The organism is Deefgea chitinilytica (assembly GCF_016881405.1).
Lineage (GTDB): Bacteria > Pseudomonadota > Gammaproteobacteria > Burkholderiales > Chitinibacteraceae > Deefgea > Deefgea chitinilytica.
Genome location: NZ_WOFE01000008.1, coordinates 1 through 21,656 on the forward strand (window position 1 = coordinate 1; position 21,656 = coordinate 21,656).

The 21,656-nt window shown below is 47.4% G+C and carries 23 protein-coding genes and 2 pseudogenes; 6 read left to right on the forward strand and 19 right to left on the reverse strand.

Annotated features, from left to right (window positions below):
- Nucleotides 1–203: 203 nt before the first annotated feature.
- The 4 genes from GM173_RS13095 to ilvB form a co-directional block, all read right to left on the reverse strand.
- On the reverse strand, nt 204–677 hold the full coding sequence (locus GM173_RS13095) for an HAD domain-containing protein (RefSeq protein WP_203571835.1): 474 nt from the start codon (nt 675–677) through the stop codon (nt 204–206).
- Between the two features lie 226 nt (nt 678–903).
- Nucleotides 904–1,920: a ketol-acid reductoisomerase gene (gene ilvC, locus GM173_RS13100; RefSeq protein ID WP_028449663.1), complete on the reverse strand. Its 1,017-nt coding sequence runs from the start codon at nt 1,918–1,920 to the stop codon at nt 904–906.
- An 80-nt stretch (nt 1,921–2,000) separates the two neighbouring features.
- Nucleotides 2,001–2,492, reverse strand: a complete 492-nt coding sequence (ilvN, locus tag GM173_RS13105) for an acetolactate synthase small subunit (protein WP_203571836.1) — start codon at nt 2,490–2,492, stop codon at nt 2,001–2,003.
- A 12-nt stretch (nt 2,493–2,504) separates the two neighbouring features.
- On the reverse strand, nt 2,505–4,265 hold the full coding sequence (gene ilvB, locus GM173_RS13110; RefSeq protein ID WP_203571837.1) for a biosynthetic-type acetolactate synthase large subunit: 1,761 nt from the start codon (nt 4,263–4,265) through the stop codon (nt 2,505–2,507).
- Nucleotides 4,266–4,704: 439 nt separating this feature from the next.
- Between ilvB and GM173_RS13115 the strand changes: the two genes are divergently transcribed.
- The 4 genes from GM173_RS13115 to GM173_RS13130 are packed head-to-tail and all read left to right on the forward strand — an operon-like array spanning nt 4,705 to nt 6,555.
- Nucleotides 4,705–5,271: an RNA polymerase sigma factor gene (locus GM173_RS13115; protein WP_203571838.1), complete on the forward strand. Its 567-nt coding sequence runs from the start codon at nt 4,705–4,707 to the stop codon at nt 5,269–5,271.
- On the forward strand, nt 5,268–5,597 hold the full coding sequence (locus GM173_RS13120) for a DUF3619 family protein (protein WP_203571839.1): 330 nt from the start codon (nt 5,268–5,270) through the stop codon (nt 5,595–5,597). The genes GM173_RS13115 and GM173_RS13120 overlap by 4 nt, the downstream gene beginning before the upstream one ends.
- The gene (locus tag GM173_RS13125) at nt 5,594–5,998 is read left to right on the forward strand and encodes a DUF3106 domain-containing protein (RefSeq protein ID WP_203571840.1); all 405 of its coding nucleotides are present in this window, start codon (nt 5,594–5,596) and stop codon (nt 5,996–5,998) included. The genes GM173_RS13120 and GM173_RS13125 overlap by 4 nt, the downstream gene beginning before the upstream one ends.
- On the forward strand, nt 5,995–6,555 hold the full coding sequence (locus tag GM173_RS13130; protein ID WP_203571841.1) for an RDD family protein: 561 nt from the start codon (nt 5,995–5,997) through the stop codon (nt 6,553–6,555). Before GM173_RS13125 ends, GM173_RS13130 begins: the two co-directional genes overlap by 4 nt.
- Before the next feature lie 271 nt (nt 6,556–6,826).
- Here the strand turns inward: GM173_RS13130 and lnt are convergent, their stop codons facing one another.
- The 14 genes and pseudogenes from lnt to nrdD all read right to left on the reverse strand — a co-directional run bounded on the left by lnt (nt 6,827) and on the right by nrdD (nt 19,327).
- On the reverse strand, nt 6,827–8,359 hold the full coding sequence (gene lnt / locus GM173_RS13135; protein WP_203571842.1) for an apolipoprotein N-acyltransferase: 1,533 nt from the start codon (nt 8,357–8,359) through the stop codon (nt 6,827–6,829).
- A 13-nt stretch (nt 8,360–8,372) separates the two neighbouring features.
- A complete protein-coding gene (locus GM173_RS13140; protein ID WP_203571843.1) occupies nt 8,373–9,221 on the reverse strand; it encodes a CorC family transporter in 849 nt (282 codons plus the stop codon).
- A gap of 8 nt (nt 9,222–9,229) precedes the next feature.
- On the reverse strand, nt 9,230–9,697 hold the full coding sequence (gene ybeY / locus GM173_RS13145) for an rRNA maturation RNase YbeY (RefSeq protein ID WP_203571844.1): 468 nt from the start codon (nt 9,695–9,697) through the stop codon (nt 9,230–9,232).
- The gene (locus tag GM173_RS13150; protein ID WP_203571845.1) at nt 9,694–10,701 is read right to left on the reverse strand and encodes a PhoH family protein; all 1,008 of its coding nucleotides are present in this window, start codon (nt 10,699–10,701) and stop codon (nt 9,694–9,696) included. Before GM173_RS13150 ends, ybeY begins: the two co-directional genes overlap by 4 nt.
- 18 nt (nt 10,702–10,719) lie before the next feature.
- Nucleotides 10,720–12,066, reverse strand: a complete 1,347-nt coding sequence (gene miaB / locus GM173_RS13155; RefSeq protein ID WP_203571846.1) for a tRNA (N6-isopentenyl adenosine(37)-C2)-methylthiotransferase MiaB — start codon at nt 12,064–12,066, stop codon at nt 10,720–10,722.
- 448 nt (nt 12,067–12,514) lie between these two features.
- Entirely contained in the window at nt 12,515–12,880 is a 366-nt protein-coding gene (locus tag GM173_RS13160) for a hypothetical protein (RefSeq protein WP_203571847.1), read from the reverse strand.
- A gap of 92 nt (nt 12,881–12,972) precedes the next feature.
- Nucleotides 12,973–13,890 carry an ABC transporter ATP-binding protein gene (locus tag GM173_RS13165; RefSeq protein ID WP_203571848.1) on the reverse strand — a complete coding sequence of 306 codons (918 nt, stop codon included), beginning with the start codon at nt 13,888–13,890 and terminating at the stop codon, nt 12,973–12,975.
- 18 nt (nt 13,891–13,908) lie between these two features.
- Nucleotides 13,909–14,730, reverse strand: a complete 822-nt coding sequence (locus tag GM173_RS13170; protein WP_203571849.1) for a hypothetical protein — start codon at nt 14,728–14,730, stop codon at nt 13,909–13,911.
- A 1-nt stretch (nt 14,731) separates the two neighbouring features.
- Nucleotides 14,732–15,541, reverse strand: a complete 810-nt coding sequence (locus GM173_RS13175; RefSeq protein ID WP_203571850.1) for an ABC transporter permease — start codon at nt 15,539–15,541, stop codon at nt 14,732–14,734.
- 145 nt (nt 15,542–15,686) lie between these two features.
- Nucleotides 15,687–15,774, reverse strand: a pseudogene (locus GM173_RS16425) (prepilin-type N-terminal cleavage/methylation domain-containing protein); the annotation flags it as partial.
- A gap of 121 nt (nt 15,775–15,895) precedes the next feature.
- On the reverse strand, nt 15,896–16,321 hold the full coding sequence (locus GM173_RS13185) for a hypothetical protein (RefSeq protein ID WP_203571851.1): 426 nt from the start codon (nt 16,319–16,321) through the stop codon (nt 15,896–15,898).
- A gap of 112 nt (nt 16,322–16,433) precedes the next feature.
- Nucleotides 16,434–16,521 (reverse strand): annotated as a pseudogene (locus tag GM173_RS16055) (prepilin-type N-terminal cleavage/methylation domain-containing protein); the annotation flags it as partial.
- Between the two features lie 116 nt (nt 16,522–16,637).
- Nucleotides 16,638–17,093 (reverse strand): anaerobic ribonucleoside-triphosphate reductase activating protein, encoded by a 456-nt coding sequence (gene nrdG / locus GM173_RS13195; protein WP_203571853.1) that lies wholly within the window; start codon nt 17,091–17,093, stop codon nt 16,638–16,640.
- Nucleotides 17,090–19,327, reverse strand: coding sequence for an anaerobic ribonucleoside-triphosphate reductase (nrdD, locus tag GM173_RS13200; protein WP_203571854.1), 2,238 nt, complete (start codon nt 19,325–19,327; stop codon nt 17,090–17,092). The genes nrdG and nrdD overlap by 4 nt, the downstream gene beginning before the upstream one ends.
- Nucleotides 19,328–19,379: 52 nt before the next feature.
- Between nrdD and GM173_RS13205 the strand changes: the two genes are divergently transcribed.
- Both GM173_RS13205 and GM173_RS13210 read left to right on the forward strand, forming a co-directional pair.
- Nucleotides 19,380–19,541, forward strand: coding sequence for a hypothetical protein (locus GM173_RS13205; RefSeq protein WP_203571855.1), 162 nt, complete (start codon nt 19,380–19,382; stop codon nt 19,539–19,541).
- A gap of 275 nt (nt 19,542–19,816) precedes the next feature.
- Complete coding sequence (locus GM173_RS13210; protein ID WP_203571856.1) at nt 19,817–19,993, forward strand: hypothetical protein; 177 nt, start codon at nt 19,817–19,819, stop codon at nt 19,991–19,993.
- Nucleotides 19,994–20,122: 129 nt separating this feature from the next.
- Here the strand turns inward: GM173_RS13210 and hslU are convergent, their stop codons facing one another.
- Complete coding sequence (hslU, locus tag GM173_RS13215; RefSeq protein WP_239078523.1) at nt 20,123–21,445, reverse strand: ATP-dependent protease ATPase subunit HslU; 1,323 nt, start codon at nt 21,443–21,445, stop codon at nt 20,123–20,125.
- Between the last annotated feature and the right edge of the window lie 211 nt (nt 21,446–21,656).

Sequence of the window (21,656 nt, forward strand, 5' to 3'; positions counted from 1 at the left end):
CCTTTAGGCGTAACCCGCCAATCTGATTTCGATGTTACAAAAATCAATCAGCGCGGGTTGATAAAACTAACCCGCCCTACATGGCTTCTTCGGCTTGATATGAGGGGTTTTAAAACCCCTGCTCGACAAGTTACCTATAAAAAGCGTAGGTACGATTAGCATGGCGTAATCGGACGCAAGCGCATTTTTCCGAATACGCTGCGCTAATCGGAGCTACGATGCTTAAACCATCTTTTTATAAATTTTATGTCTTCATCTGTTAAACCAGTTTCATGATTTATCAGGTAAAGGCCTTTGCAGTTTCTTGAAAATAGCTCTTCGCTATCGTCAAGTATTAAGTAATTAAAAATTAGATGCTCTTGGCAGTAATGCTCAATTTCAATTTGCCGGTTTGACAATGAAATTGACGGCGTGATACCAATAATTCTGTGCTGCAATTTGTAATTAAAGATGTTTTTCAATTCTTGAAAAGCTCGACCTTCTCGCCAAGATGAAGAAATGACAACTTCAATGTCAGGCACGCTACGAAGTAGGCGCTCAAATTTTGGGAGTTGTGAAAAGGTGTTATCGAATCCTGGATGGAGAACACCATCAAAATCCAGAAAAATGATTTTTCGATTTTTAGCATTGTGTGCAGAATGAATGTGCAATAACTTTTTTAAGAGTTGTAATGGCATTTGTATGTAAAAGCTCCGCAGCATGTTGCTAAAAATTATTAAACGAATGCCATTAGACTACAAGTTACGTGGATAGAAAAAAACCGGCGCAAAGCCGGTTTTTTTTATTTGACCATCATTTTAGCGAGCGAAACGCGATTGGGCGCGAAGCTAGTGGCGACGTGTACGAAGTCGTACACGAGCCGCGCAGCGACAAAGCATCAATCGCGTTGCAGCCGCTTAAAAATTAGTTTTTAGTTTGGTCAACGATCTTGTTCGCTTGAATCCAAGGCATCATCGCGCGCAGTTTGCCGCCCACTACTTCGATGCCGTGCGCAGCGTTGTTGCGACGCGCTGCAGTCATTGAAGCGTAGTTAGTTTGACCTTCCAAGATGAATTGTTTAGCGTATTCACCAGTTTGGATGTCTTTCAATGCTTGACGCATTGCTTTGCGAGACTCTTCGTTGATTACGCGTGGGCCAGTTACGTATTCGCCGTATTCAGCGTTGTTAGAGATCGAGTAGTTCATGTTCGCGATACCGCCTTCGAACATCAAATCAACGATCAATTTCAATTCGTGCAAGCATTCGAAGTAAGCCATTTCTGGTGCGTAGCCAGCTTCAACTAAAGTTTCGAAGCCCATTTTCACCAATTCAACTGCGCCACCGCACAGTACGGCTTGTTCGCCGAACAAGTCAGTTTCAGTTTCGTCTTTGAAAGTGGTTTCGATGATACCCGTGCGGCCGCCGCCCACGCCCCAAGCGTAAGACAATGCCACGTCTTTAGCTTTGCCAGTTGCGTCTTGGAAGATCGCGATCAGGTCAGGAACGCCGCCGCCACGGACGAATTCTGAACGCACAGTGTGGCCTGGTGCTTTAGGCGCGATCATGATGACGTCGAGGTCTTTGCGTGGCACCACTTGGTTGTAGTGAATCGCAAAGCCGTGAGCGAAAGCGAGTGTTGCGCCTTGCTTGATGTTTGGCTCGATTTCTTCTTTGTACAGTTTTGATTGGAACTCGTCCGGAGTCAAAATCATTACTACGTCAGCGCCAGCCACTGCAGTTTTAACGTCAGTGACTTTCAGGCCGTGAGCTTCAGCTTTTTTTACAGTCGCTGAGCCAGCGCGCAGACCAACAGTCACATCAACGCCTGAATCTTTCAGGTTGCAAGCGTGGGCATGGCCTTGTGAGCCGTAACCGATGATGGCTACTTTTTTGCCTTTGATGATTTCTGGGTTGGTGTCTTTATCGTAGTAAACGTTCAATGCCATGATGTGCTTCCTTTAAATGATATGGGTATTGCTTATGGGGTATTTCCTGTGTTTGGCTACAGGAAGATGCCCTGTTAAAGTTTTAGGATCCGCTCGCCACGACCAATGCCAGAGGCGCCGGTACGGACGGTTTCTAAAATTGCCGATTGATCGAGTGCGCTGATGAAAGCGCTGAGCTTTTCACCGGTGCCAGTGAGTTCAATCGTGTAGGTTTTTTCAGTCACGTCGATGATACGACCACGGAAAATATCCGCCATGCGTTTCATTTCTTCGCGGTCTTTGCCAGTGGCGCGTACCTTGATGAGCATCAGTTCACGCTCAATATGATCAGCCTCGTTCAGGTCGATCACTTTAACCACTTCGATCAGCTTGTTGAGCTGCTTGGTGATTTGTTCGATCACGTCTTCCGAGCCGTGCGTGACAATCGTCATCCGGCTCATGGTTGGATCTTCGGTGGTTTGCACCGTCAGTGAGTCAATATTGTAGCCACGAGCAGAAAACAGACCCGTAACGCGCGATAGCGCACCGGCTTCGTTCTCAATCAGGACAGATAAAATATGGCGCATTCTCATCTCTCCTTAGCAAAGATTGCCGTAGTCACGGTTGTTTTCAAATGGCACGAGCTGCATTGATTGCATATGCGGCGGTAAATCCATTTGGTTAAGGCCTTTCCCGTTTTGAATCATTGGGAAGACGTTCGCTTTTGGATTGGTGATGAAATCCATAAATACCAAACGCTCTTTCATCGCAAAGGCTTCGCGCAATGCAGGCTCAACGTCGGCTGGCTTAGTGATTTGCATACCAACGTGACCGTAGGCTTCTGCCAATTTTACAAAGTCTGGTAGCGCATCCACATACGACTCAGAATAACGCGTGCCGTAGAAGAACTCTTGCCATTGGCGCACCATACCCAGATAACCATTATTCAAGTTAATGATTTTCACAGGGGTGTGGTATTGCTTGCAGGTTGATAATTCTTGGATATTCATCTGAATTGAGCCGTCGCCAGTAATACAAGCCACTGTCGCATCAGGATTGGCGAGTTGTGCGCCCATTGCGGCGGGCAAGCCAAAGCCCATCGTGCCTAAACCACCAGAGTTAATCCATTGGCGTGGGCGATTGAACGCATAGTATTGCGCCGTGTACATTTGGTGCTGACCCACGTCGGAAGTAATAATGGCGTCGCCACCTGTTACTTCATACAGTTTTTGCATCACAAATTGCGGCTGAATGATTTCGCTGTCGGCTGGGTACCATAAGCTCTTCGGAGCGCGCCAGTCGTTGATTTGATCCCACCATGCATTGAGCGCTTTTTCGCTTGGTTTCGCGTTGGTTTCTTTGAGAACTGCGATCAAATCTTTGAGAACGTCTTTCACGTCGCCGACGATAGGCACATCGACTTTCACGCGTTTGGCAATCGACGACGGATCAATATCGATTTGCACAATGCGTTTTGCTTGCGACAAGAAATGCTTCGGGTTTGAGATCACGCGGTCATCAAAGCGCGCGCCGATCGCGATAATCGTATCCGCGTATTGCATTGCCATATTGGCTTCATACGTACCATGCATCCCCAACATGCCGACGAACTGCGGATCCGAGCCTGGATAGGCACCCAAACCCATCAGCGTATTGGTGCATGGCAAATTAAGCATACGAACCAATTCAGTCACTTCAGCGGCGGCATTACCCAATACCGCGCCACCACCGACATAAATGAACGGACGTTTGGCTTCGGCCAGCATCTGTGCTGCTTTTTTGATCTGACCTGGGTGGCCTTTCACTGGTGGGTTGTAGCTGCGAATTGATACCGATTTTGGATATTCAAAAACGTATTTAGCTTGCGTTACGTCTTTTGGCACATCAATCACAACGGGGCCAGGGCGGCCTGTGGTCGCGATATGGAAGGCTTTTTTAACCGTCGTCGCAAGGTCTTTGATGTCTTTGACCAAGAAGTTGTGTTTTACGATAGGGCGTGAGCAACCCACCATATCGACTTCTTGGAAAGCGTCTGAACCAATCGCTGGCGTGCCGACTTGGCCGGAAATCACCACCATTGGGATCGAATCCATAAACGCGGTTGCAATGCCAGTTAAAGCATTGGTCGCGCCTGGGCCGGATGTCACCAGCGCTACACCGATTTTTTCGGAAGAGCGCGAATAAGCATCAGCAGCATGGACTGCGGCTTGTTCATGACGAACGAGAACGTGTTTGAATTTATTTTGTTTGAAAATCGCATCATAGATTTCCAAAACGGCGCCACCGGGATAGCCGAATACGAACTCGACATTTTCTTCGGCAAGACAGCGCGCGAGAATTTCTGCGCCCGAAATCTGCATGGGTTTATCCTGAGTCAATAATTGATCGGTTTTTGCAAGCTGCGTTTGCAACAGGCTACTACTGACCTTGGGGTCAGCAGCCAACACCTCACGGGTAAGCGCTTTGGCCTACCTCCTCCTGTGGGTGTTTTTATTAACTGGATGTTCCGCCGTCTATTGGCTTTTGGCCGTTTTAGACGAAAGTGCGCTTCGCTTGCGGTCTATCTCAGTGCCCCTGCCGTTTGTTTTAAACGACCGGTCGCTATAGTGACTTTTGTGTAGGGGGTTAAAGGTAAACGATGAACCTTGTTTTGGCAAGTTTTTCTGGCTGAAAAAGGCGCTCCAGCGCAACCGCAAAACTCATGACGACAGCAGCTAATGCTTTTGTTAGTATTAATTTCCTGTTTTTGCTCATGTTCATTGACGTGTGCATTCGCATGTGGCGTTTTTCGGAGGTGGTTTGGCCAGTTCGCAGCAATTGAATGACTTCTTGGCGCGGGTGGAGCGCCGTGCTTGGCGGCAAGCGCAATATGCGGTTCGCGACGATGAACATGCGCTCGATATTGTGCAGGATGCAATGCTCAAATTAGCAACGCGCTATGCCGACAAGTCTGAGGCGGAATGGCCGATGTTATTCCAAACCATTCTGCAAAACACCATCCGCGATTTTCAGCGCCGAGCTAAGTTGCGCAATTTTTGGGTGTCTTTGTTTGCTAAATTTTCCAATCATCAGAATGAAGACGAGGCCGATACTGACCCGCTGAATCATTTACCGCACATCAGTGAATTAAACCCCAGTGCCGAAGCCGAAGTGGATCAACAACAGAAAATGGCGCTGATTGAGGCTGGACTAACGGTATTACCTGCCCGTCAACGAGAAGCCTTTCTGCTGCGTTATTGGGAAGAGCTCGATGTAACGGAGACGGCGCAAGTGATGGGGTGCTCAGAAGGCAGCGTGAAAACGCATTGTTCTCGTGCTTGTCATAGTTTGGCTGCATGGCTTAAAGAAAGGGGAGTCACCCTATGAATGAAGAAGAATTCGGCCGTTTGAGCCAAAAAATTGCGGATGCTCCTGTTCCTGAGTCAGTGCAAAATCGCTTGAGACAAGCTCGGCAAGCGGCGCTGGCGCACGGTGCGCAGTCGATGGCTACGCGTGGCGGTTGGATTGCTTTGGTATTGAGTTATCCGAAGTTTGCTCTGACGAGTTTGGCTTTATTGCTTGCGATTGGCCTTGCGGTGTTGCAACAGCAGCGTAGCCAGCCCGATGCGGCGATTGATATTGCTCTTTTGAGTAGCGATGTACCGATGGAAATGCTACTTGATGCTGCCATGCTGGAGGCTCAAGAACAATGAAACGTTGCGCTTTGCTGCTGTTGATGTGTTTTTCGACGGCTTGCTTGTATGCGGCTGATGCTGTGCCATGGAATACATTAACCCCGGCTCAGCGCGAAGTACTGGCACCGATGGCGAATCAATGGGCGACATTGCCTATGGAGGATCAACAGCGTTTTTCTGCGTTGGCGGCACGTTTGCCCAATATGCCTGTTGAAAAACAAGCTAGAATGCGCGAGCGTTTTAGTCGCTGGGCCGCTTGGACGCCCGAGCAGCGGGAAAGAGCGCGCGAGAATTATCGCCGTTTGCAGGCGCTGCCACCGGAGGAGCGAAAACTGCTGATGGAAAAAATGCACCGTAAGCACGAGTACAGAGCTAGCCGAAGTCAATCCATACAATCTGAAGTCGAAAGCAAAAAATGATAGAAAATCAATTATCAACCGCCGGATTGATCCGCCGGATGGTGTCGTTTATGTATGAAATATTATTGCTGACGGCTTTATTGCTGATTGCCGAAGGCGTGTTTCAGGGAGTATTCCAGATTGTTTCCGGATTAAGTGTGACGCAGTTGAGCGATTATCCGTGGCTGGGGGCGTTGAACTTTGTATGGTTGCTGGTGGTGACTTTGCTGTATTTTGGCTGGTGCTGGATGCGCGGCGGGCAAACCTTGGCGATGAAGACTTGGCGCACTCGTTTATTAATGCAAGATGGCAGCAGTTTAACGCGCAAAGCGGTGTTAATTCGCTTTACCGTTGCGAGCGTGTGCTACGGTTCTTTATTGCCAGTGTATCTATTGGCGCGCAAACAAGCTGAATATCAGCCCTTGTTATGGGTTTCGTTGGCGCTGTTTGTATTGCCCTTGCTGTGGGCGCTGTTTGATCGCGATAAGCAATTCATTCACGACCGTCTCGCTCAAACACGAATGGTTTTCTTCCCGAAGGAAGTACTATCTAAACACGCGAAGCCTGAGAGTGATTGATGGGTATTTTCATATAGGCTTTGTTTAGTAAGGTGTTTGAATGTATACCTACCTATTATCTGCAATATTCAGATTTGGCGTTGATATTGTTTCGCGCTCGTCGAGCTGGGGATTTTAAAACCCCTCATATCAAGCCGACGAAGTCGGTGCAGATATATGGGTCGCCTTCTTTTGCTTACTTTTCTTGGCGAGGCAAGAAAAGTAAGTCCCCGTCGCGGATTGCGACTGTAAAACACCGTGCCGCAGGCACTTAAAACCATCAACACAAAATCTAAAAATCGCCCTTTTTTCTTCGTCGTTGCAAAATTCCCGCCAGCAGTAATATCCCAAACATCAGGCCGATCACCGGCTTGTCGCCTGCCCATTGATACGGCGTTGTGCCTTGCATGTGACGCACTTCGCCTTCCAGAATGCCGGTTTGTTCTGGGGCGAGTACGGCGACAAATTGTCCTTTCGGGTTGATGATGGCGGTTTTGCCGGTGTTGGTGGCGCGGATTAAGTAGCGGCCATTTTCCAGTGCGCGGGCGCGTGCCATTTGCGCGTGCTGCTCGGCCGCCCAAGAGCCATCAAACCACGCCATATTGGTGAAGTTCGCCAGCAACGTGGCATTAGCGGCATTGACGCGGATTTCATCACCAAAGACGTCTTCGTAACACACATTCGCCGCCACTTTCCCGCCTACAATATCAAACGGTGCTTGCGCCAACGGTGCGCGCTGAAAACCGCTGAGCGGCATGTCGAGCACTTTATAAATGCTGCCAAACAGCCACGGCAGTGGAATGTGCTCACCAAATGGCACCAAATGCGATTTACCGTAGGGCGTGGCATCAGGTTGGGCCAGGTTCACCACCGAATTGTAATAATGCTGCGGATTTTCACCTTGCGTGGCGACGCCGAGTAATAACGTTGCCGATTTGGCTGCGGCCGCCGCACGTAACTCTTCAACATACCAAGCTGGGATGTCCTTGAAGAAAGACGGTATCGCTGTTTCCGGCATTAAAATCAATTGACCTTTGGCTTGCTGGGTGAGTTTGAGATAGTTTTCTAAGCTCTGCATGTAAAACGCCGAATTCCATTTCATGCTCTGCTCAATATTGCCTTGTAAGACGCTGACCTTGACGGGTTCACCCATCGGCTGAGTCCACGTAATTTGGCTGAGCAAACTGCTGGTGCTGATCACGGCAATCGCAAGGCCGAGCGCAAAGCGCTTGTCGACTAAAAAAATGCTGACGCAGAGAGCGACTAACCAGCCTGCGCCATAGGTGCCAATAATTGGGTATAGCCCGCCAAGCCAATCAATATAGGCGCTACCAATCGACGCCCACGGAAAACCCGTAAACAACCAGCCGCGTAGCCATTCGGTTAAAAGAAATAGTGTTGGAGCGAGTAGTGTGAAACGCCATTTTTCAGGGCAGGGCAGTCGCCAAGTGAGCCAACCTGCCAGCATTGGAAATAGGGCTAAATAAGCAGCAAATAAGAAAACGGCGGTAGCAGCTAACGGTGCGGGCATATTGCCATGGGTATGTAGGCTAATGTAAATCCAGCTGGCGTTGCCAATGAAATACCCCAAGCCCCAGATAAAACTCGGCAGTAGTGCGCGCCGCGCAGAGCCGGCTTGTTGCCAACCGTAAAACAAGACCCATAGCGAAATGAGCAGCACCCAGGCTTGCGACAGCGGGGCAAATGCAATTACAGCGGCTGCGCCACTCAGAAATTGAAGGAGTAATACGGTAGGGCGATTGAGTGTCATCGATTGGCTTTTGGGCGGGTGGGGGCGATGAATCGGTGGTATGAATCGATTCATCGCCAGCAAGGCACTAAGCCTCGTGATTGTCAGTGATTTTCTCGAGCAAAATAGAATGCACGCGGCGACTATCGGCGCGCAAAATCAGACAGCGATAACCATGGCAGTCGATACTTTCGCCTCGTTTTGGTACATGGCCAAAGCAATCCATCATCACGCCAGCTAAGGTATCAAATTCATCGGTGGGGAAGTGGCTGCCGATGGTCTCGTTCAAATCGCTAATTTCTGTGACGCCTTTGACGCGCCAATGACCTTTGCGATCTTGCACCATATTGTCTTCGTCTTCATCCTCGTCGTATTCATCTTCGATGTCGCCGACGATTTGTTCCATCACGTCTTCAATCGTCACCAAGCCTGCCACGCCACCGTATTCATCAACGACAATCGCCATGTGATTGCGATTATTGCGGAAGTCTTTCAACAATACATTCAGGCGTTTGGCTTCGGGAATATAAACCGCTGGGCGCAGCATATCGCGCACATTGAATTCGCTGTCTTTGGCGTAGTAGCGTAGCAAGTCTTTGGCGAGCAGTACGCCAAGCACATGATCTTTGCTGCCATCAATCACTGGAAAGCGAGAGTGAGCGGTTTCAATAACAAAGGGGATAAATTCGGCGGGGGAATCGTTGATGTCGATGACGTCCATTTGCGAGCGCGGCACCATGATGTCGCGCACTTGCATATCACCTACATTGAGCACGCCTTCGATCATACCAAGCGCGTCAGCGTCGAGCAGTTGGCGCTCGAACGCGGAATGCAAAATTTCAACCAGTTCGCCGCGGTTTTCCGGCTCCCGTAACAGGAAATGGGTGAGTCTTTCTAGCAGACTAGGTTTATGACTCGGGGACGGAACGTCGTCCATAATTCAAACTACTCCTTTTCGCTCAGATAAGGGTCATCATAACCCAGCTTCGTGACAATTTGTGTTTCAAGCGCTTCCATCGCCTCGGCTTCTGCCTCATCAATGTGGTCAAAGCCTTGTAAATGCAGCATGCCATGCACGATCATGTGGCAATAATGCGCTAACAGTGGTTTTTTTTGCTCGAAGGCTTCGCGCTCAATTACCGAACCGCATAAGACTAAATCCCCCATCAATGGTGCGCCTGGCGGCAAATCTTCGTTAAAGGTAAACGTCAGTACATTGGTGGCGTAATCTTTTTGGCGATAATCGCGATTTAAGCTTTGGCCTTCTTCTGCATCAACAAAGCGTAGCGTGACTTCAGCTTGCGTAAATTGCTTGGACAGTGCCGCGCGAACCCATTTTTTGAGTAGGCTTTTGCGTGGAATCGGGCTGGCGAGACTTTCGTTTTGGATGGCAAGTTGGATATTGCGACTCATGAGGCAAGGCCTTTGACGGCGCGGCGTTGTTCTTCGCGCGCCGCTTCTTGGGCGGCACGTTGCGCCGCGGTTTTTTCGTAAGCAGTGACGATTTTTTGTACCAACGGGTGGCGAACGACGTCGGCTGCGGTGAAGTGATGTACGCCAATCCCGCGCACGCCTTGCAGTACTTCTTGGGCGTCAGTTAAACCTGACTTCTGATGTTTAGGCAGGTCGATCTGGGTGGCATCACCAGTGACTACGGCTTTGCTGCCAAAGCCAATCCGCGTGAGGAACATTTTCATTTGTTCCGGCGTGGTGTTTTGCGCTTCGTCCAAGATGATAAAGCTGTGGCTTAAAGTACGACCACGCATAAACGCTAGCGGTGCGATTTCAATGATTTGTTTTTCAAATAGCTTGGTGACTTTTTCCACGCCCAATAAATCATACAGCGCGTCGTACAGTGGCCGTAAATACGGGTCGACTTTCTGCACCAAATCACCGGGCAAGAAACCGAGCTTTTCACCGGCCTCAACCGCAGGGCGAACCAAGACTAGACGTTGCACAGTATCTCGCTCTAGCGCATCGACTGCACTGGCTACCGCCAGATACGTCTTGCCTGTGCCCGCTGGGCCAATACCAAACGTCACATCATGTTCGGCAATCATTTTGATGTAAGTGTTTTGCCCCGGCGTGCGGCCACGTAAATCACCGCGTTTGGTGCGCAATTGCGGCACGGTTGGATCAATAATTAGCTCATTGGGATTACGTAAAATTTCAATCAAACCCAGTTGCACCGTATCGACATCGAGCGGCTCGTCGGCATCGTCGTAAAAGATTTCCAAGGCATCAAGCGCTTTGCGTGTTGCTTTGATTGCCCCAGTGACTTTGAACACCTCATTACGCCGCGCAATGGTAACGTCGAGCGCCACCTCGATTTGGCGCAGATTGTCATCCAAGGCGCCGCATAGATTGTCGAGGCGTTTGTTATCGATGGGGGTGAAGCTGATGGATTCGGTATGCACAACAATCCTCGTTTGCGATTAGATTTCTTGCGTCACAATCTCACCGCGCAAGCTGCGTGGGAAGGCGTCGGTGATTTTGACGTGCACAAATTGATTCATCAAGCGCGGATTGCCTTCAAAATTCACGATGCGATTATTGTCGGTACGGCCAGCGAGTTCGGTTTTGTCTTTTTTGGCAAAACGCTCGACCAGCACGCGTTGTACGCTGCCGACCATGGCCAAATTAATCGCTTCGGCTTGTTGTTCCAGACGTTTTTGCATCCGTTGCAGACGGGTGAGTTTGACTTCTTCTGGCACATCGTCGGGTAAATCGGCGGCAGGCGTACCAGGGCGACGGCTGTAAACAAAGCTGTAGCTGGTATCAAAACCGACGTCTTCGATCAATTTCATCGTGCGCTCGAAGTCTTCTTCGGTTTCGCCGGGGAAACCAACGATAAAGTCGCTCGAAAAACACAAATCAGGGCGCGCTTCGCGCAATTTGCGAATCACAGATTTGTATTCCAGCGTGGTGTAACCGCGTTTCATATTCACTAATACGCGATCGGAACCCGCTTGTACTGGTAAATGCAATTGCGAGCACAGTTTTGGCAGCGTGCGGTAGCAATCGATAATCCGCGCCGTCATTTCTTTCGGATGGCTGGTGGTGTAACGAATCCGCTCGATGCCCGGAATTTCGTGCACGTATTCGAGCAAGGTGGCTAAATCAGCGGTTTCACCTTCATCAGAACCATCCAAAATCACACCGCGATAGGCGTTCACATTTTGGCCCAGCAAATGCAGCTCTTTGACGCCTTGCTGCGCCAAATGCGCGACTTCGGTGAGGATGTCTTCAAACGGGCGTGATACTTCTTCGCCACGCGTGTACGGCACCACGCAAAAACTACAATACTTTGAGCAGCCTTCCATAATCGACACATACGCCGCGCCACCTTCAACGCGTGCAGGCGGTAGGTGGTCGAATTTCTCGATTTCAGGGAAAGAAATATCAACTTGGCTGATGCCGGATTTGCGCTTTTCAGCAATCAATTCGGGCAAGCGATGCAAAGTTTGCGGGCCAAATACAATATCCACATACGGCGCGCGTTTGACAATCGCATCGCCTTCTTGCGACGCCACACAGCCGCCAACGCCAATCACTAGATCCGGATTGGCGGTTTTTAGGTCTTTGATCCGGCCTAGATCAGAAAAAACTTTTTCCTGCGCTTTTTCGCGCACGCTACAGGTGTTAAACAAAATCACATCGGCTTCTTCGACATTATCGGTTTTCACCAAGCCTTCGGAGGCGTGTAACACGTCGACCATTTTGTCCGAATCGTATTCGTTCATTTGGCAGCCGAAGGTTTTAATAAATACTTTTTTGCTCATTGCGTAACTTCTTTTCTAAAAAACTTAATGTATATGCCTAGCCGTATTGAAATTTAATGCTTTGATGGGTATACCCATCAAGGAAAATAATAAGCGGCACTATGATGTATTGGTTTGGGAGTTGGTATTTAAATCGTTAGGCTGGATTTTAACGCAAATCACGGCTTGAGCGGCGCTGATTAACTGAGGAATTTGTTACTAAAAACAGAGGCTTGCAAATTGGTCGCTTACTTTTTGCTGCTGAGCTTACCGATTGCTCACGTTTTATGCGTGCTGTCGTTGATTTATCCATGCCAGCGTCAAGTACGTAAAAAGGCTGTTCGATGGATTGAGTGCACGCTGCCATTAACAATGGACAGCGTGTAAATTAAAGCAGTTATATGGTTTAGACAAAAAGCGCCCGGTGATCGGTTCAGCTAGGTCTAGTGCTTGGCAATCGATTCATTGCCTAGCACTGAACAAACAAACATTCCAAACCAAAAAAAGTTGCTCGAGGCTCTTTAATCCGGCCAATCGACTTCAGATATTCCACTTCCTCGGGCGACAAAATCCAAGCTCGCCAAATCAAATCCTGCCGACTCGGCTCAACCTGAACCCAAACCGGAACATTCGCTGGAACACGCTGTGGAGCAAGCAAACGATTTTGCTCATCCCGAATTTGAAATGCAGCGGAAGTGTAATACTCCTTACCATCTAAACGAATGACTGGGGGGGTGAAGGAATCCAAAGTGGTGTAAACGCCTTCGGGCAGTACTCGACCAGCGAAGGTGGGTATGCAAGTAATGAAGAGCAATATAAATAAGAATTTACGCATAAGTTAACGCTCTATTTGATGTTTTACCTTCCATAGTAGCAAGGTTGTTTCATGGAATAAAAGTTAAATCAATAATAGTTGCTGACTTGTGCTTAATTCGAAATTTGATTTGAATTATTTTGCTCATTCAGGATTTTGAAAAATACTGTTTCAAGTGAAACTGCTGGCTTCACTGTGAGCAAGTGGCCATTATTTGCGCTGATCTGTTGAATAAAGTTCGGAAGTTCACTTTGTGTAACTTCAATCTCGAATTCAGAGTCACGAATTTGAATATTTGAGCTATGAATTGGTTGCTCTGCATTGTAGCGCACCAAATAGCAATCTGCGCGTTCCGCGGCAAGCTCACGTGGCGATCGAGTGGTGAGTAGTTCGCCTTTATGAATGAAGCCAAAGCGATCTGCAATACGCTCCACATCATGTAGTACATGTGAGGTGAAAAAAATCGCACCACCTTGTTTTTTGTATTCAGCTAATATTTCGATTACATCTTTACGGCCAACAGGGTCTAGTCCAGACAGAGGCTCGTCCAATACAAGTAACTTTGGGTTAACAACTAAGGCATGAGCTAAAGCAACACGTTGCGCCGTACCTTTGGAAAGTGAGCGAATACGTTGTTTGGCGACATGGCCAATTGAAAAACGTTCAAGCCATTGAGTGCACCATGCGTCTTTGTCTGTACGGCGAATGCCGTACATGTCTAAGCCCATTTGCAGAATTTCTAATGGTGTAAATTGTTCGTATAAAGCGGGCGATTCTGGTACGTAGGCAATGCCTTTTCGAGCATCTGCATTTCTTGCCGATACACCATACAATTGCACATCACCAGTGTAATCATCGATGATATCGAGCATGATTTTAATGGTGGTTGATTTGCCAGCGCCATTTGGACCAACAAAGCCAAAAACTTCGCCTTCGGCTACTGAGAAATTGATATTGTGCAGAGCTTGTATTAATTTGCCTTTTGATCGGAAGTATTTGTTTACTGCTTTATATTCAAGTGCATTAGGCATTTTTTGATAAGCTCAAAATTAATTAAATTTAAACTGTTTGAGTTGAAACTGTCCGTTCTCGAATTCATAACCGAGCCCAAGTGGATCGTGAGGGATCGCTGTTAAAACGCCGCTACTAAAAAGATCAAATGGATTTGTTAGTGGTTTTTTATATTTTGATTCAAAAGTTTTTTGCGCATTTTGTAGTGTAATCAATCCTGTAAGTCTTAATATTCTTTTTTCTAGTAATGCTTTTAAATTGTTATCTGTGCTTTTGTTCTTTTGATCTTTTAAAAAAGCAAGTGCCGCTTCGTTGTTTGATAACGTTCCAGCTTCAATCATAATGGCTATTTTTTTATACATTACACTTTTTTTGTCTGAACGGTCTGCCGCTGTTAGAATTGCTTTTTTTGCTTCTGCCGTTTCATTAAAAAAATAGTGGCGGTTAAAGCCATAAAAGAACGCAGGGATATCATCCCAGTACCGGCATTTCATCGCCTTTTTAAGTATGCTACTGCCCTCTTTAGGAGATCCACCCCAAGAAAGTAGGGCATTTGTATTGTAGTAATTGTCTTCGTGGCAAGGGTTTAGTTGGGCAATAACTGAGTTAACTCTGAGTCGAAATAATGTGTCAATCGCATTATTGCCGCTCCATGTACTTGCTGCGCGAATCGCTTCAAAATTTGCAGCTAAAAATGGATCCCCTGCCGCTAGAATAATTTGTAAAGTGGCAGGAATAACAATCCTATCCATGCCTTGATTTTTATTGGTATTTGTGACTGTTTTGTTGTTTGCCGAAATAAAAACAAATAGACTAAATGAAATCACTGAGGCCAATATGGTAATAAAATTTTTCTTCATTTTATATGAATTTTTTTCTATTGAGAGACCAAATGGATAATGTGATTAGTCCGATTCCGTAAAGTAGGTTGGTTGCTATATTTAACGTCCAATTGTGTGGTAAGAAAGTTAAACTATCGTATAGTGCAATGGCTCTTGTATCTAAAGCATTAAAATCAGGCAGTAAATATCCGAGGATGCCTATTGATGATTTATATTCACTTGAGTTCTTCATAAGAGACGTGTTGTTTTCTAGTAAAGCAATCATTGGCGCAAAAGATCGAGCAGCTAATGTGAATCCGACTGTGCCAATCAAAACAAAACTGGGGGTGCTAGCACGAATGGCTAGTAGTGATGCGATTGCGGCGATCACAAATAATTCAATAGCGATAAAGCTAAATGTAATGAGGTAAGGTTTGCCAAGTGAGACAGGAGTTGCTTGTTCATATCCGGCGCTAATTGATTTTAAGCAAAGTAATAGTGTCAGACTTAGGAGGAATAATAGTGCAATTTGTAATGCATAAATAGCAACCAATCGACCGAGTAAAAAACTTTGTCGCGTCTTTGGGTAGGAGAGGGATGTAAGATAAAGTTTTCGGTCAAACTCTTTAGTAAACAACTCTTGTGCCAATAAAATACAAATAATAGGTAGCACTATTTTAATGTAAGATATTCCTATATCTAATGCAACCGTGGCGGGCTGTCTGCCACTAAACTCAGCGCTTAGCCAAGTAATCAAAATTAAAAATATGGCTGAATATATGCAGATAGGAATAAATTTTGCACGAGAGACGATACGAATTGCTGTTAATATTTCGGTTTTGAGCGGCATGAGCTTTCTTTTCGGGATTCTGTTTCAATAGATTGTAACTATCTTAGTGCAAATCACGGTTCTTTTTTATTTGCGATAATCACCGTCATGCTATTTCTGAGGTCTGTTTGTGCGCTTGAGTCATTACTTTTTGCTCTCAATTCACTAAATTGTGGGATAGCAATTGAAGCTAGAATAGCAATAATAGCCACAACAATCATTAGTTCTATCAAGGTAAACCCTAGGTTTCTCATGATGATTCCTTTTTAGAGATCTAAAGTATGTACTACGTTGATAGATATTAGTGATTGCTGTGGCCGTGGTAGCGATTCATGCCAGTAGACAAAGTTCATCTGACAATCATCGCAAATTTACTTATTTAACTGCGCCTGCTAAATCTGCACCAGAACATGGTTTTGGAAACTCAATCGCGCCCATAGAACCACCCTTGCTAGATAAGGTAAACCCTTTATAGCCAGTAACTTCGATTTCTTTACCTTCCTCAGTGCATCCTTCAATATTCCATTTTGGAGTCTCATTAGGGGCTGCACTATTTGAACATTTAAACTTAGCTGGTCCACGGCTACCAGAGCTACTGCATGTTCCGAATGTAATTGTAGCGGCAGCTTCATCGCAAGCAAATGCAGCAGAAACATTTTTTGATAAGATGATTTTTGCATCATTTTCAAGTAGCTTGCAGTCATCTTTTTTTACTATACCATCTTTAACTTCTGTACCGGCGACTGTAAAAGCAGTAGAGAAGCCAAGTGCGAGTGCTAGAATTGTAAGGCTTTTTTTCATGGTAGTTCTCCAAGTGTTAATTATTTTTGGCCAGCAACTAAAACAGTCAAGCCATTTTTAACGTCTGATTGTGCAGAAGCATCATTTGCTTTTGCACGGTATTCAGCGAATTGAGGGATTGCAATTGCAGCCAAGATACCAATAATCGCTACCACGATCATTAGCTCAATCAGTGTAAAACCTTTTTGTAATTTTTTCATTTTCGAAACTCCTGTTATGGGTGAGGTGCTTGCCTGTTTAGTATAAGCAGGATGTGTGCCAGAGTTTGAATTGGTTTATATATTTTTTAACTTTTTGTATGGTTATATTGTGTAACCTACTGATTTAAGATGTTTAATTGGTATCGCCGTTGGTTGGCAGACCCCCTCCATGGCAGGCTAGTGGGCTGATCTTGCTCATATTTCCCATCAATTAGCACATCAACGTAGTGAAGGATGTCTAGCTCAGCGATTTCTTCATACACATATCCGGTCCATAGCCAAATATTCTTGCTTGGATAACGTTGTTTGAAGGCTTGGCAGAGCTTGAGGATGGCGCTGCGGTTGGCGGGGTGGAGGGGGTCGCCGCCGGAGAGGCTCAGACCATCGTGATTTTCGCAGGCGTCTAACAATTCTTGTTCAATTTGTGCCGTAAAAGGTAAGCCTGCTTTTCTATCCCACGTCGATTCGTTGTAGCAGCCAGCGCAGGCGTGCGTGCAGCCAGTGACAAAAAGCGTCACTCGGATGCCTTCGCCATTCACAAGATCGTGGGTGTAGTAGCGGTCGTAGTTCATACAGTAGCGTAGGTTTCTAGGGTATTGCTCTCTTGATGTTGTTTATTATTGATTTTGGCGATATACCCAGTGCTTGGTTGGGGCGCCGCAAAATGCTTCACGCGGCGCATCACTTCTTTTTGTTTCCCAGCGTTAAATGGCCGTGCATTGGGGCTGCCCAGATAGCCGCAGACGCGGCGGGTGACTGATAGCGTAGCGCTGTCGCTGTTGCCGCAGTCGGGGCAGGTGAATCCGGCTGCGGTGGCGAGGGTTTCGCCCATAAAGCCGCATGCACCGCAGACGTCAACTGGCGTATTAGTGCCGAAATACGGCACTTTTGTGACGGCATAGTCCCAAATGCGCTCAAGGGCGACGAGATTGTGCTGCATATTGGGTAATTCGACATAGGTAATATGCCCACCGCTAGCTAGTTCAGCGTAGCCCGTTTCAAAGTCGATTTTTTCAAACGGATTAACTTTGCGTAGCACGTCCAAGTGGAAGGAGTTGGTGTAGTAGCCTTTGTCGGTTACTTCGGCAATGGTGCCAAATTGCGCTTGGTCGAGTTTGCAAAAGCGATGGCACAGTGACTCGCTCGGTGTTGAGTACAGCGAAAAGCCAAATCCGGTTTCGTCTTTCCAGCGTTTGGTCGTTTCGCTCATGGTGGCGATTACTTGGTGTAAAAACTCGCGTGCAGTAGCATTTTGCGCGGGATGGTTGCCAAACAGTAATGTGCCGACTTCATGTAGGCCGATGTAGCCGAGTGAAATCGAGGCGCGCCCGTTTTTAAAGATATTCATAATCTCGTCATCGGATTTGAGGCGAATGCCGAAAGCGCCTTCCATATATAAAATTGGCGCTACATTCGCTTTGACGCCTTCGAGCCGTTGAATACGCAGGTACAAGGCTCGGAAGCAGATGTCGAGGCGTTCTTGCAGAATGTCGTGAAAGCGTGCTGGATCGCCTTGCGCTTGAATCGCGATGCGCGGCAGATTCAGGCTCACCACTCCGAGATTATTCCGACCATCGAGTTGCTCTACGCCATGTTCATCATGCCAAGTGGATAAAAAGCTGCGGCAGCCCATCGGCGAGACTGGAACGCTGGCACCAGTAATCTGGCGATTGAGCTTGGCCGAGATGATGTCGGGGTACATGCGTTTTGAGGTGCACTCAAGCGCGAGCTGTTTGATGTCGTAATTCGGATCAGTTGGTTTGAGGTTGATGCCCTCGTCGATGAAAAACACTAGTTTCGGGAACACTGGCGTGGTGCCTTCCTTGCCGAGGCCTTTGATGCGTACCCGCAAAATCGATTGCTGAATGATGCGTTCGGCCCAGCTGGTGCCCATGCCAAACGAGAAAGTCACAAAGGGTTGTTGGCCGTTCGAGCTAAATAGCGTGTTGATTTCGTATTCGCAGGCTTGAATGCCGTCGTAGGCTTCTTTTTCGGTGCGCTCTTTGGCGTAACGTTCTGCGTCAGGGATTTGATATTCGGCGGCAATCGCGAGGTTTTTTTCATAACTCTTGAGCACATATGGCGCAAGTGTTTGGTCGATATTCGGAATTGTCGTGCCGCCGTATTGGTGGCTAGCGACTTGCGCGATGATTTGCGCGGTGACGGCGCAAGCGACGCCAACTGATTTCGGGCTTTCAATTTTGGCATTACCCAAGCGAAAGCCATTTTTCAGCATGCCTTTCAGGTCGACGAGGCAGCAGTTGGTGAACGGCAGGAAGGGCGAATAATCTAAATCGTGAAAATGAATATCGCCACTGTTGTGGGCTTCAAGGATGTCTTTCGGTAAAAACGTGCTGGCAAATTGTTTCGATACAATCCCTGCCATCAAGTCGCGCATCACTGGAAACACATTGGCGTCTTTATTGGCGTTTTCTGATGTTGCTTCAATATCGGTTTTGTTGACCAAGCCCATCAATTTCGCATGCAACTCAGAGCCTTGCGCGCGAATGCGATCTCGTTCGAAACGATATTGTATATATACACGCGCAACTTCTGGGTATTCCTGCATCAAAGCGTCTTCAACCAGTTGTTGAATGGTTGGAATATCCAGCACGGAGGGGGTTTTGTTGAACAGGTCGGCTTCATTCAGGCGACGGCATTCGTCTTCAACAGCATTGGTGATTTGTTCGGCAAGTAGCTCAGGCTCAGGATAACGGGCAGCAGTGGCGGCGCGGCGGCAGGCTTCGTAGATTTTGGCGCTGTCATAAGCGGCTTTTGCTCCGTCACGTTTAATCACTTTGAGCATGGTGGTCTGGTTTCCTTGACGAGTTAATCGATTCGTTTTGACGCCGATTGGCGTGCAACTCAGTTCCGCTGCTTCGCAAAAAGTGGGCGAGTTCGCTACGCTCGCCCCAATTGGCTCATTAGGTACTCAACATCCGTTGTCACTGTGCTCTGCCGTACTTGCCAGCTGCGGTGAGAACTTTAGCCATGATGCGGGGTATGGCGTACTACCTTAGTCAATCTAACGATTAGCATTAGATACGGTCATGCTTTGTCGGCTAACTGATTCGTGACTCAGGTCGCTGGATGTGTTGCTATTTACGAATAAACACAATATATGGTGTTTTTTATTGGTTTGCTGCACACAATGCTGTGTTGTTGATGGCGGTCAAATTCTGACGGCTAGAATTTTTTCTGCGTGGGAGTGTTGGCGTTTGGTGTTCTGAATGCTGCTGTAATAAGTGGCATCGTTGGTTGATGTTATCTTCAGTTTTTTACTTAGGCGTTTGCAATGGCTCTGACTCAATCCATCTTGGCGAGTTTTGACTATTTGTCGACCGTGTGTTTGGGTTTAGAGCTGGATTCAAGTGCTTATTCGGTGATTGTGACACGTACACGCTTGGTGGCGCGTTATATGTTTGGTCCGAATGTATCTGGGGTTGGTGTGGGTTTGGCGGTGAGTTTTTGATCTAAGGGTATTCTTATCTAATCTTTTGAATTCAAAGATTCTAAGAATATACCTGCTAAATATATCTGGGCTGTTGAGACTGAATGTACCGAATTGGGTGATCATCTGAATCTCAACAGCCCTCCTTGCTTAGAGCATAAAGCGTGCTAAATCTTGATTGCTGGTAACGCTCGCTAGCTTGCTGCTGACAAAATCAGCGTCAATCGTCACCGTGCCGCGTTTGGCCGCAAATGAAACCTCTTCTAGCAATCGCTCCATCACCGTATACAAACGGCGCGCGCCGATGTTTTCGGTCGATTCATTCACATGCCACGCCATTTCCGCTAGGCGGCGGATACCGTCTTCGGTGTAGATTAATTCCACGTCTTCAGTTGCGAGCAAGGCTTGATATTGCTTGGAGAGGCAAGCATCAGTGCCAGTGAGAATGGTCGCAAAATCATCAACCGTCAGCGAATTGAGCTCGACGCGAATCGGGAAACGGCCTTGCAGTTCAGGGATTAAATCCGATGGTTTGGCTAGATGAAACGCACCGCTGGCGATAAATAAAATATGGTCGGTTTTGACCATGCCGTATTTGGTCGTCACCGTGGTGCCTTCGACTAATGGCAGCAGGTCACGTTGTACGCCTTGGCGTGATACTTCACCGCCTTGACCTTCGGAGCGGGTGGTGACCTTGTCAATTTCATCGATAAATACAATGCCATGTTGCTCGACAGCACGTAATGCCTCGGCTTTGGTGTCGTCATCGTTGACTAATTTGGCGGCTTCTTCGTCGATCAGCATTTTTAGGGCATCGGGCACTTTCATTTTCTGCGATTTTTTCTTGTCGCCCATCGCGCCTTTGAACATATTTTGAATCTGGCTGGAGAAGTCTTCCATGCCCGGTGGCGCAAATACTTCCATCGTCGGTGCGTGCGCAGCAACGTCGATTTCGATTTCTTTGTCGTCGAATTTGCCTTCGCGCAGCATCTTACGGAATTTTTGCCGCGTTTCACTCATGCTGTCTTCGCCGTTGACCTCGCCATAGCTTGGTGTTGGCGGGGGGAGTAATACGTCGAGAATGCGGTTTTCTGCCGCATCTTCGGCGCGGTTACGATTTTTGCTGATGGCGCTATCGCGAAATTGTTTGATCGCGATTTCCATTAAATCGCGAATAATGCTGTCTACATCTTTGCCGACATAGCCCACTTCGGTGAATTTAGTGGCTTCGACTTTAATAAACGGCGCATCCGATAGTTTCGCCAAACGACGGGCAATTTCGGTTTTACCGACGCCGGTTGGACCAATCATTAGAATGTTTTTGGGCGTGATTTCACTGCGTAAGGGTTCAGCGACCTGCTGGCGGCGCCAGCGATTTCTCAGCGCAATGGCCACCGCTTTTTTAGCCGCAGCTTGGCCAACAATATGCTTGTCGAGTTCGTGAACGATTTCTTGCGGAGTCATTTGGGTCATCAATTTTCCAATCTCATACAGGTTACAAGGTACATCGGGGCAAGCAGTTCTTTTTTAAAGGGTGCTTGCTGCGCGAGTATTTGGAGCAGCAGTTTATGCTCGCCAAGCCACCCTGCGTGACGACAGCCTGACATAGCAGACTATGCTGCGCCTGCCGTGCCTTGATTGGCTGAAAAATGTGCTTTAGCGCAAACATAAAACTCATGACGAC

Bases quoted from the DNA above. Each gene is read 5' to 3' on its own strand.
- lnt (WP_203571842.1), bottom strand. From the start codon at position 8,359: ATGAATCGATTCATACCACCGATTCATCGCCCCCACCCGCCCAAAAGC.
- GM173_RS13140 (WP_203571843.1), bottom strand. From the start codon at position 9,221: ATGGACGACGTTCCGTCCCCGAGTCATAAACCTAGTCTGCTAGAAAGA.
- GM173_RS13185 (WP_203571851.1), bottom strand. From the start codon at position 16,321: ATGAAAAAAAGCCTTACAATTCTAGCACTCGCACTTGGCTTCTCTACT.
- nrdD (WP_203571854.1), bottom strand. From the start codon at position 19,327: ATGCTCAAAGTGATTAAACGTGACGGAGCAAAAGCCGCTTATGACAGC.
- GM173_RS13210 (WP_203571856.1), top strand. From the start codon at position 19,817: ATGGCTCTGACTCAATCCATCTTGGCGAGTTTTGACTATTTGTCGACC.
- GM173_RS13125 (WP_203571840.1), top strand. From the start codon at position 5,594: ATGAAACGTTGCGCTTTGCTGCTGTTGATGTGTTTTTCGACGGCTTGC.
- GM173_RS13095 (WP_203571835.1), bottom strand. From the start codon at position 677: ATGCCATTACAACTCTTAAAAAAGTTATTGCACATTCATTCTGCACAC.
- miaB (WP_203571846.1), bottom strand. From the start codon at position 12,066: ATGAGCAAAAAAGTATTTATTAAAACCTTCGGCTGCCAAATGAACGAA.
- ilvB (WP_203571837.1), bottom strand. From the start codon at position 4,265: ATGCAGATTTCGGGCGCAGAAATTCTCGCGCGCTGTCTTGCCGAAGAA.
- GM173_RS13120 (WP_203571839.1), top strand. From the start codon at position 5,268: ATGAATGAAGAAGAATTCGGCCGTTTGAGCCAAAAAATTGCGGATGCT.
- GM173_RS13175 (WP_203571850.1), bottom strand. From the start codon at position 15,541: ATGCCGCTCAAAACCGAAATATTAACAGCAATTCGTATCGTCTCTCGT.
- nrdG (WP_203571853.1), bottom strand. From the start codon at position 17,093: ATGAACTACGACCGCTACTACACCCACGATCTTGTGAATGGCGAAGGC.
- hslU (WP_239078523.1), bottom strand. From the start codon at position 21,445: ATGACCCAAATGACTCCGCAAGAAATCGTTCACGAACTCGACAAGCAT.
- GM173_RS13165 (WP_203571848.1), bottom strand. From the start codon at position 13,890: ATGCCTAATGCACTTGAATATAAAGCAGTAAACAAATACTTCCGATCA.
- GM173_RS13130 (WP_203571841.1), top strand. From the start codon at position 5,995: ATGATAGAAAATCAATTATCAACCGCCGGATTGATCCGCCGGATGGTG.
- ybeY (WP_203571844.1), bottom strand. From the start codon at position 9,697: ATGAGTCGCAATATCCAACTTGCCATCCAAAACGAAAGTCTCGCCAGC.
- ilvN (WP_203571836.1), bottom strand. From the start codon at position 2,492: ATGCGCCATATTTTATCTGTCCTGATTGAGAACGAAGCCGGTGCGCTA.
- GM173_RS13170 (WP_203571849.1), bottom strand. From the start codon at position 14,730: ATGAAGAAAAATTTTATTACCATATTGGCCTCAGTGATTTCATTTAGT.
- GM173_RS13160 (WP_203571847.1), bottom strand. From the start codon at position 12,880: ATGCGTAAATTCTTATTTATATTGCTCTTCATTACTTGCATACCCACC.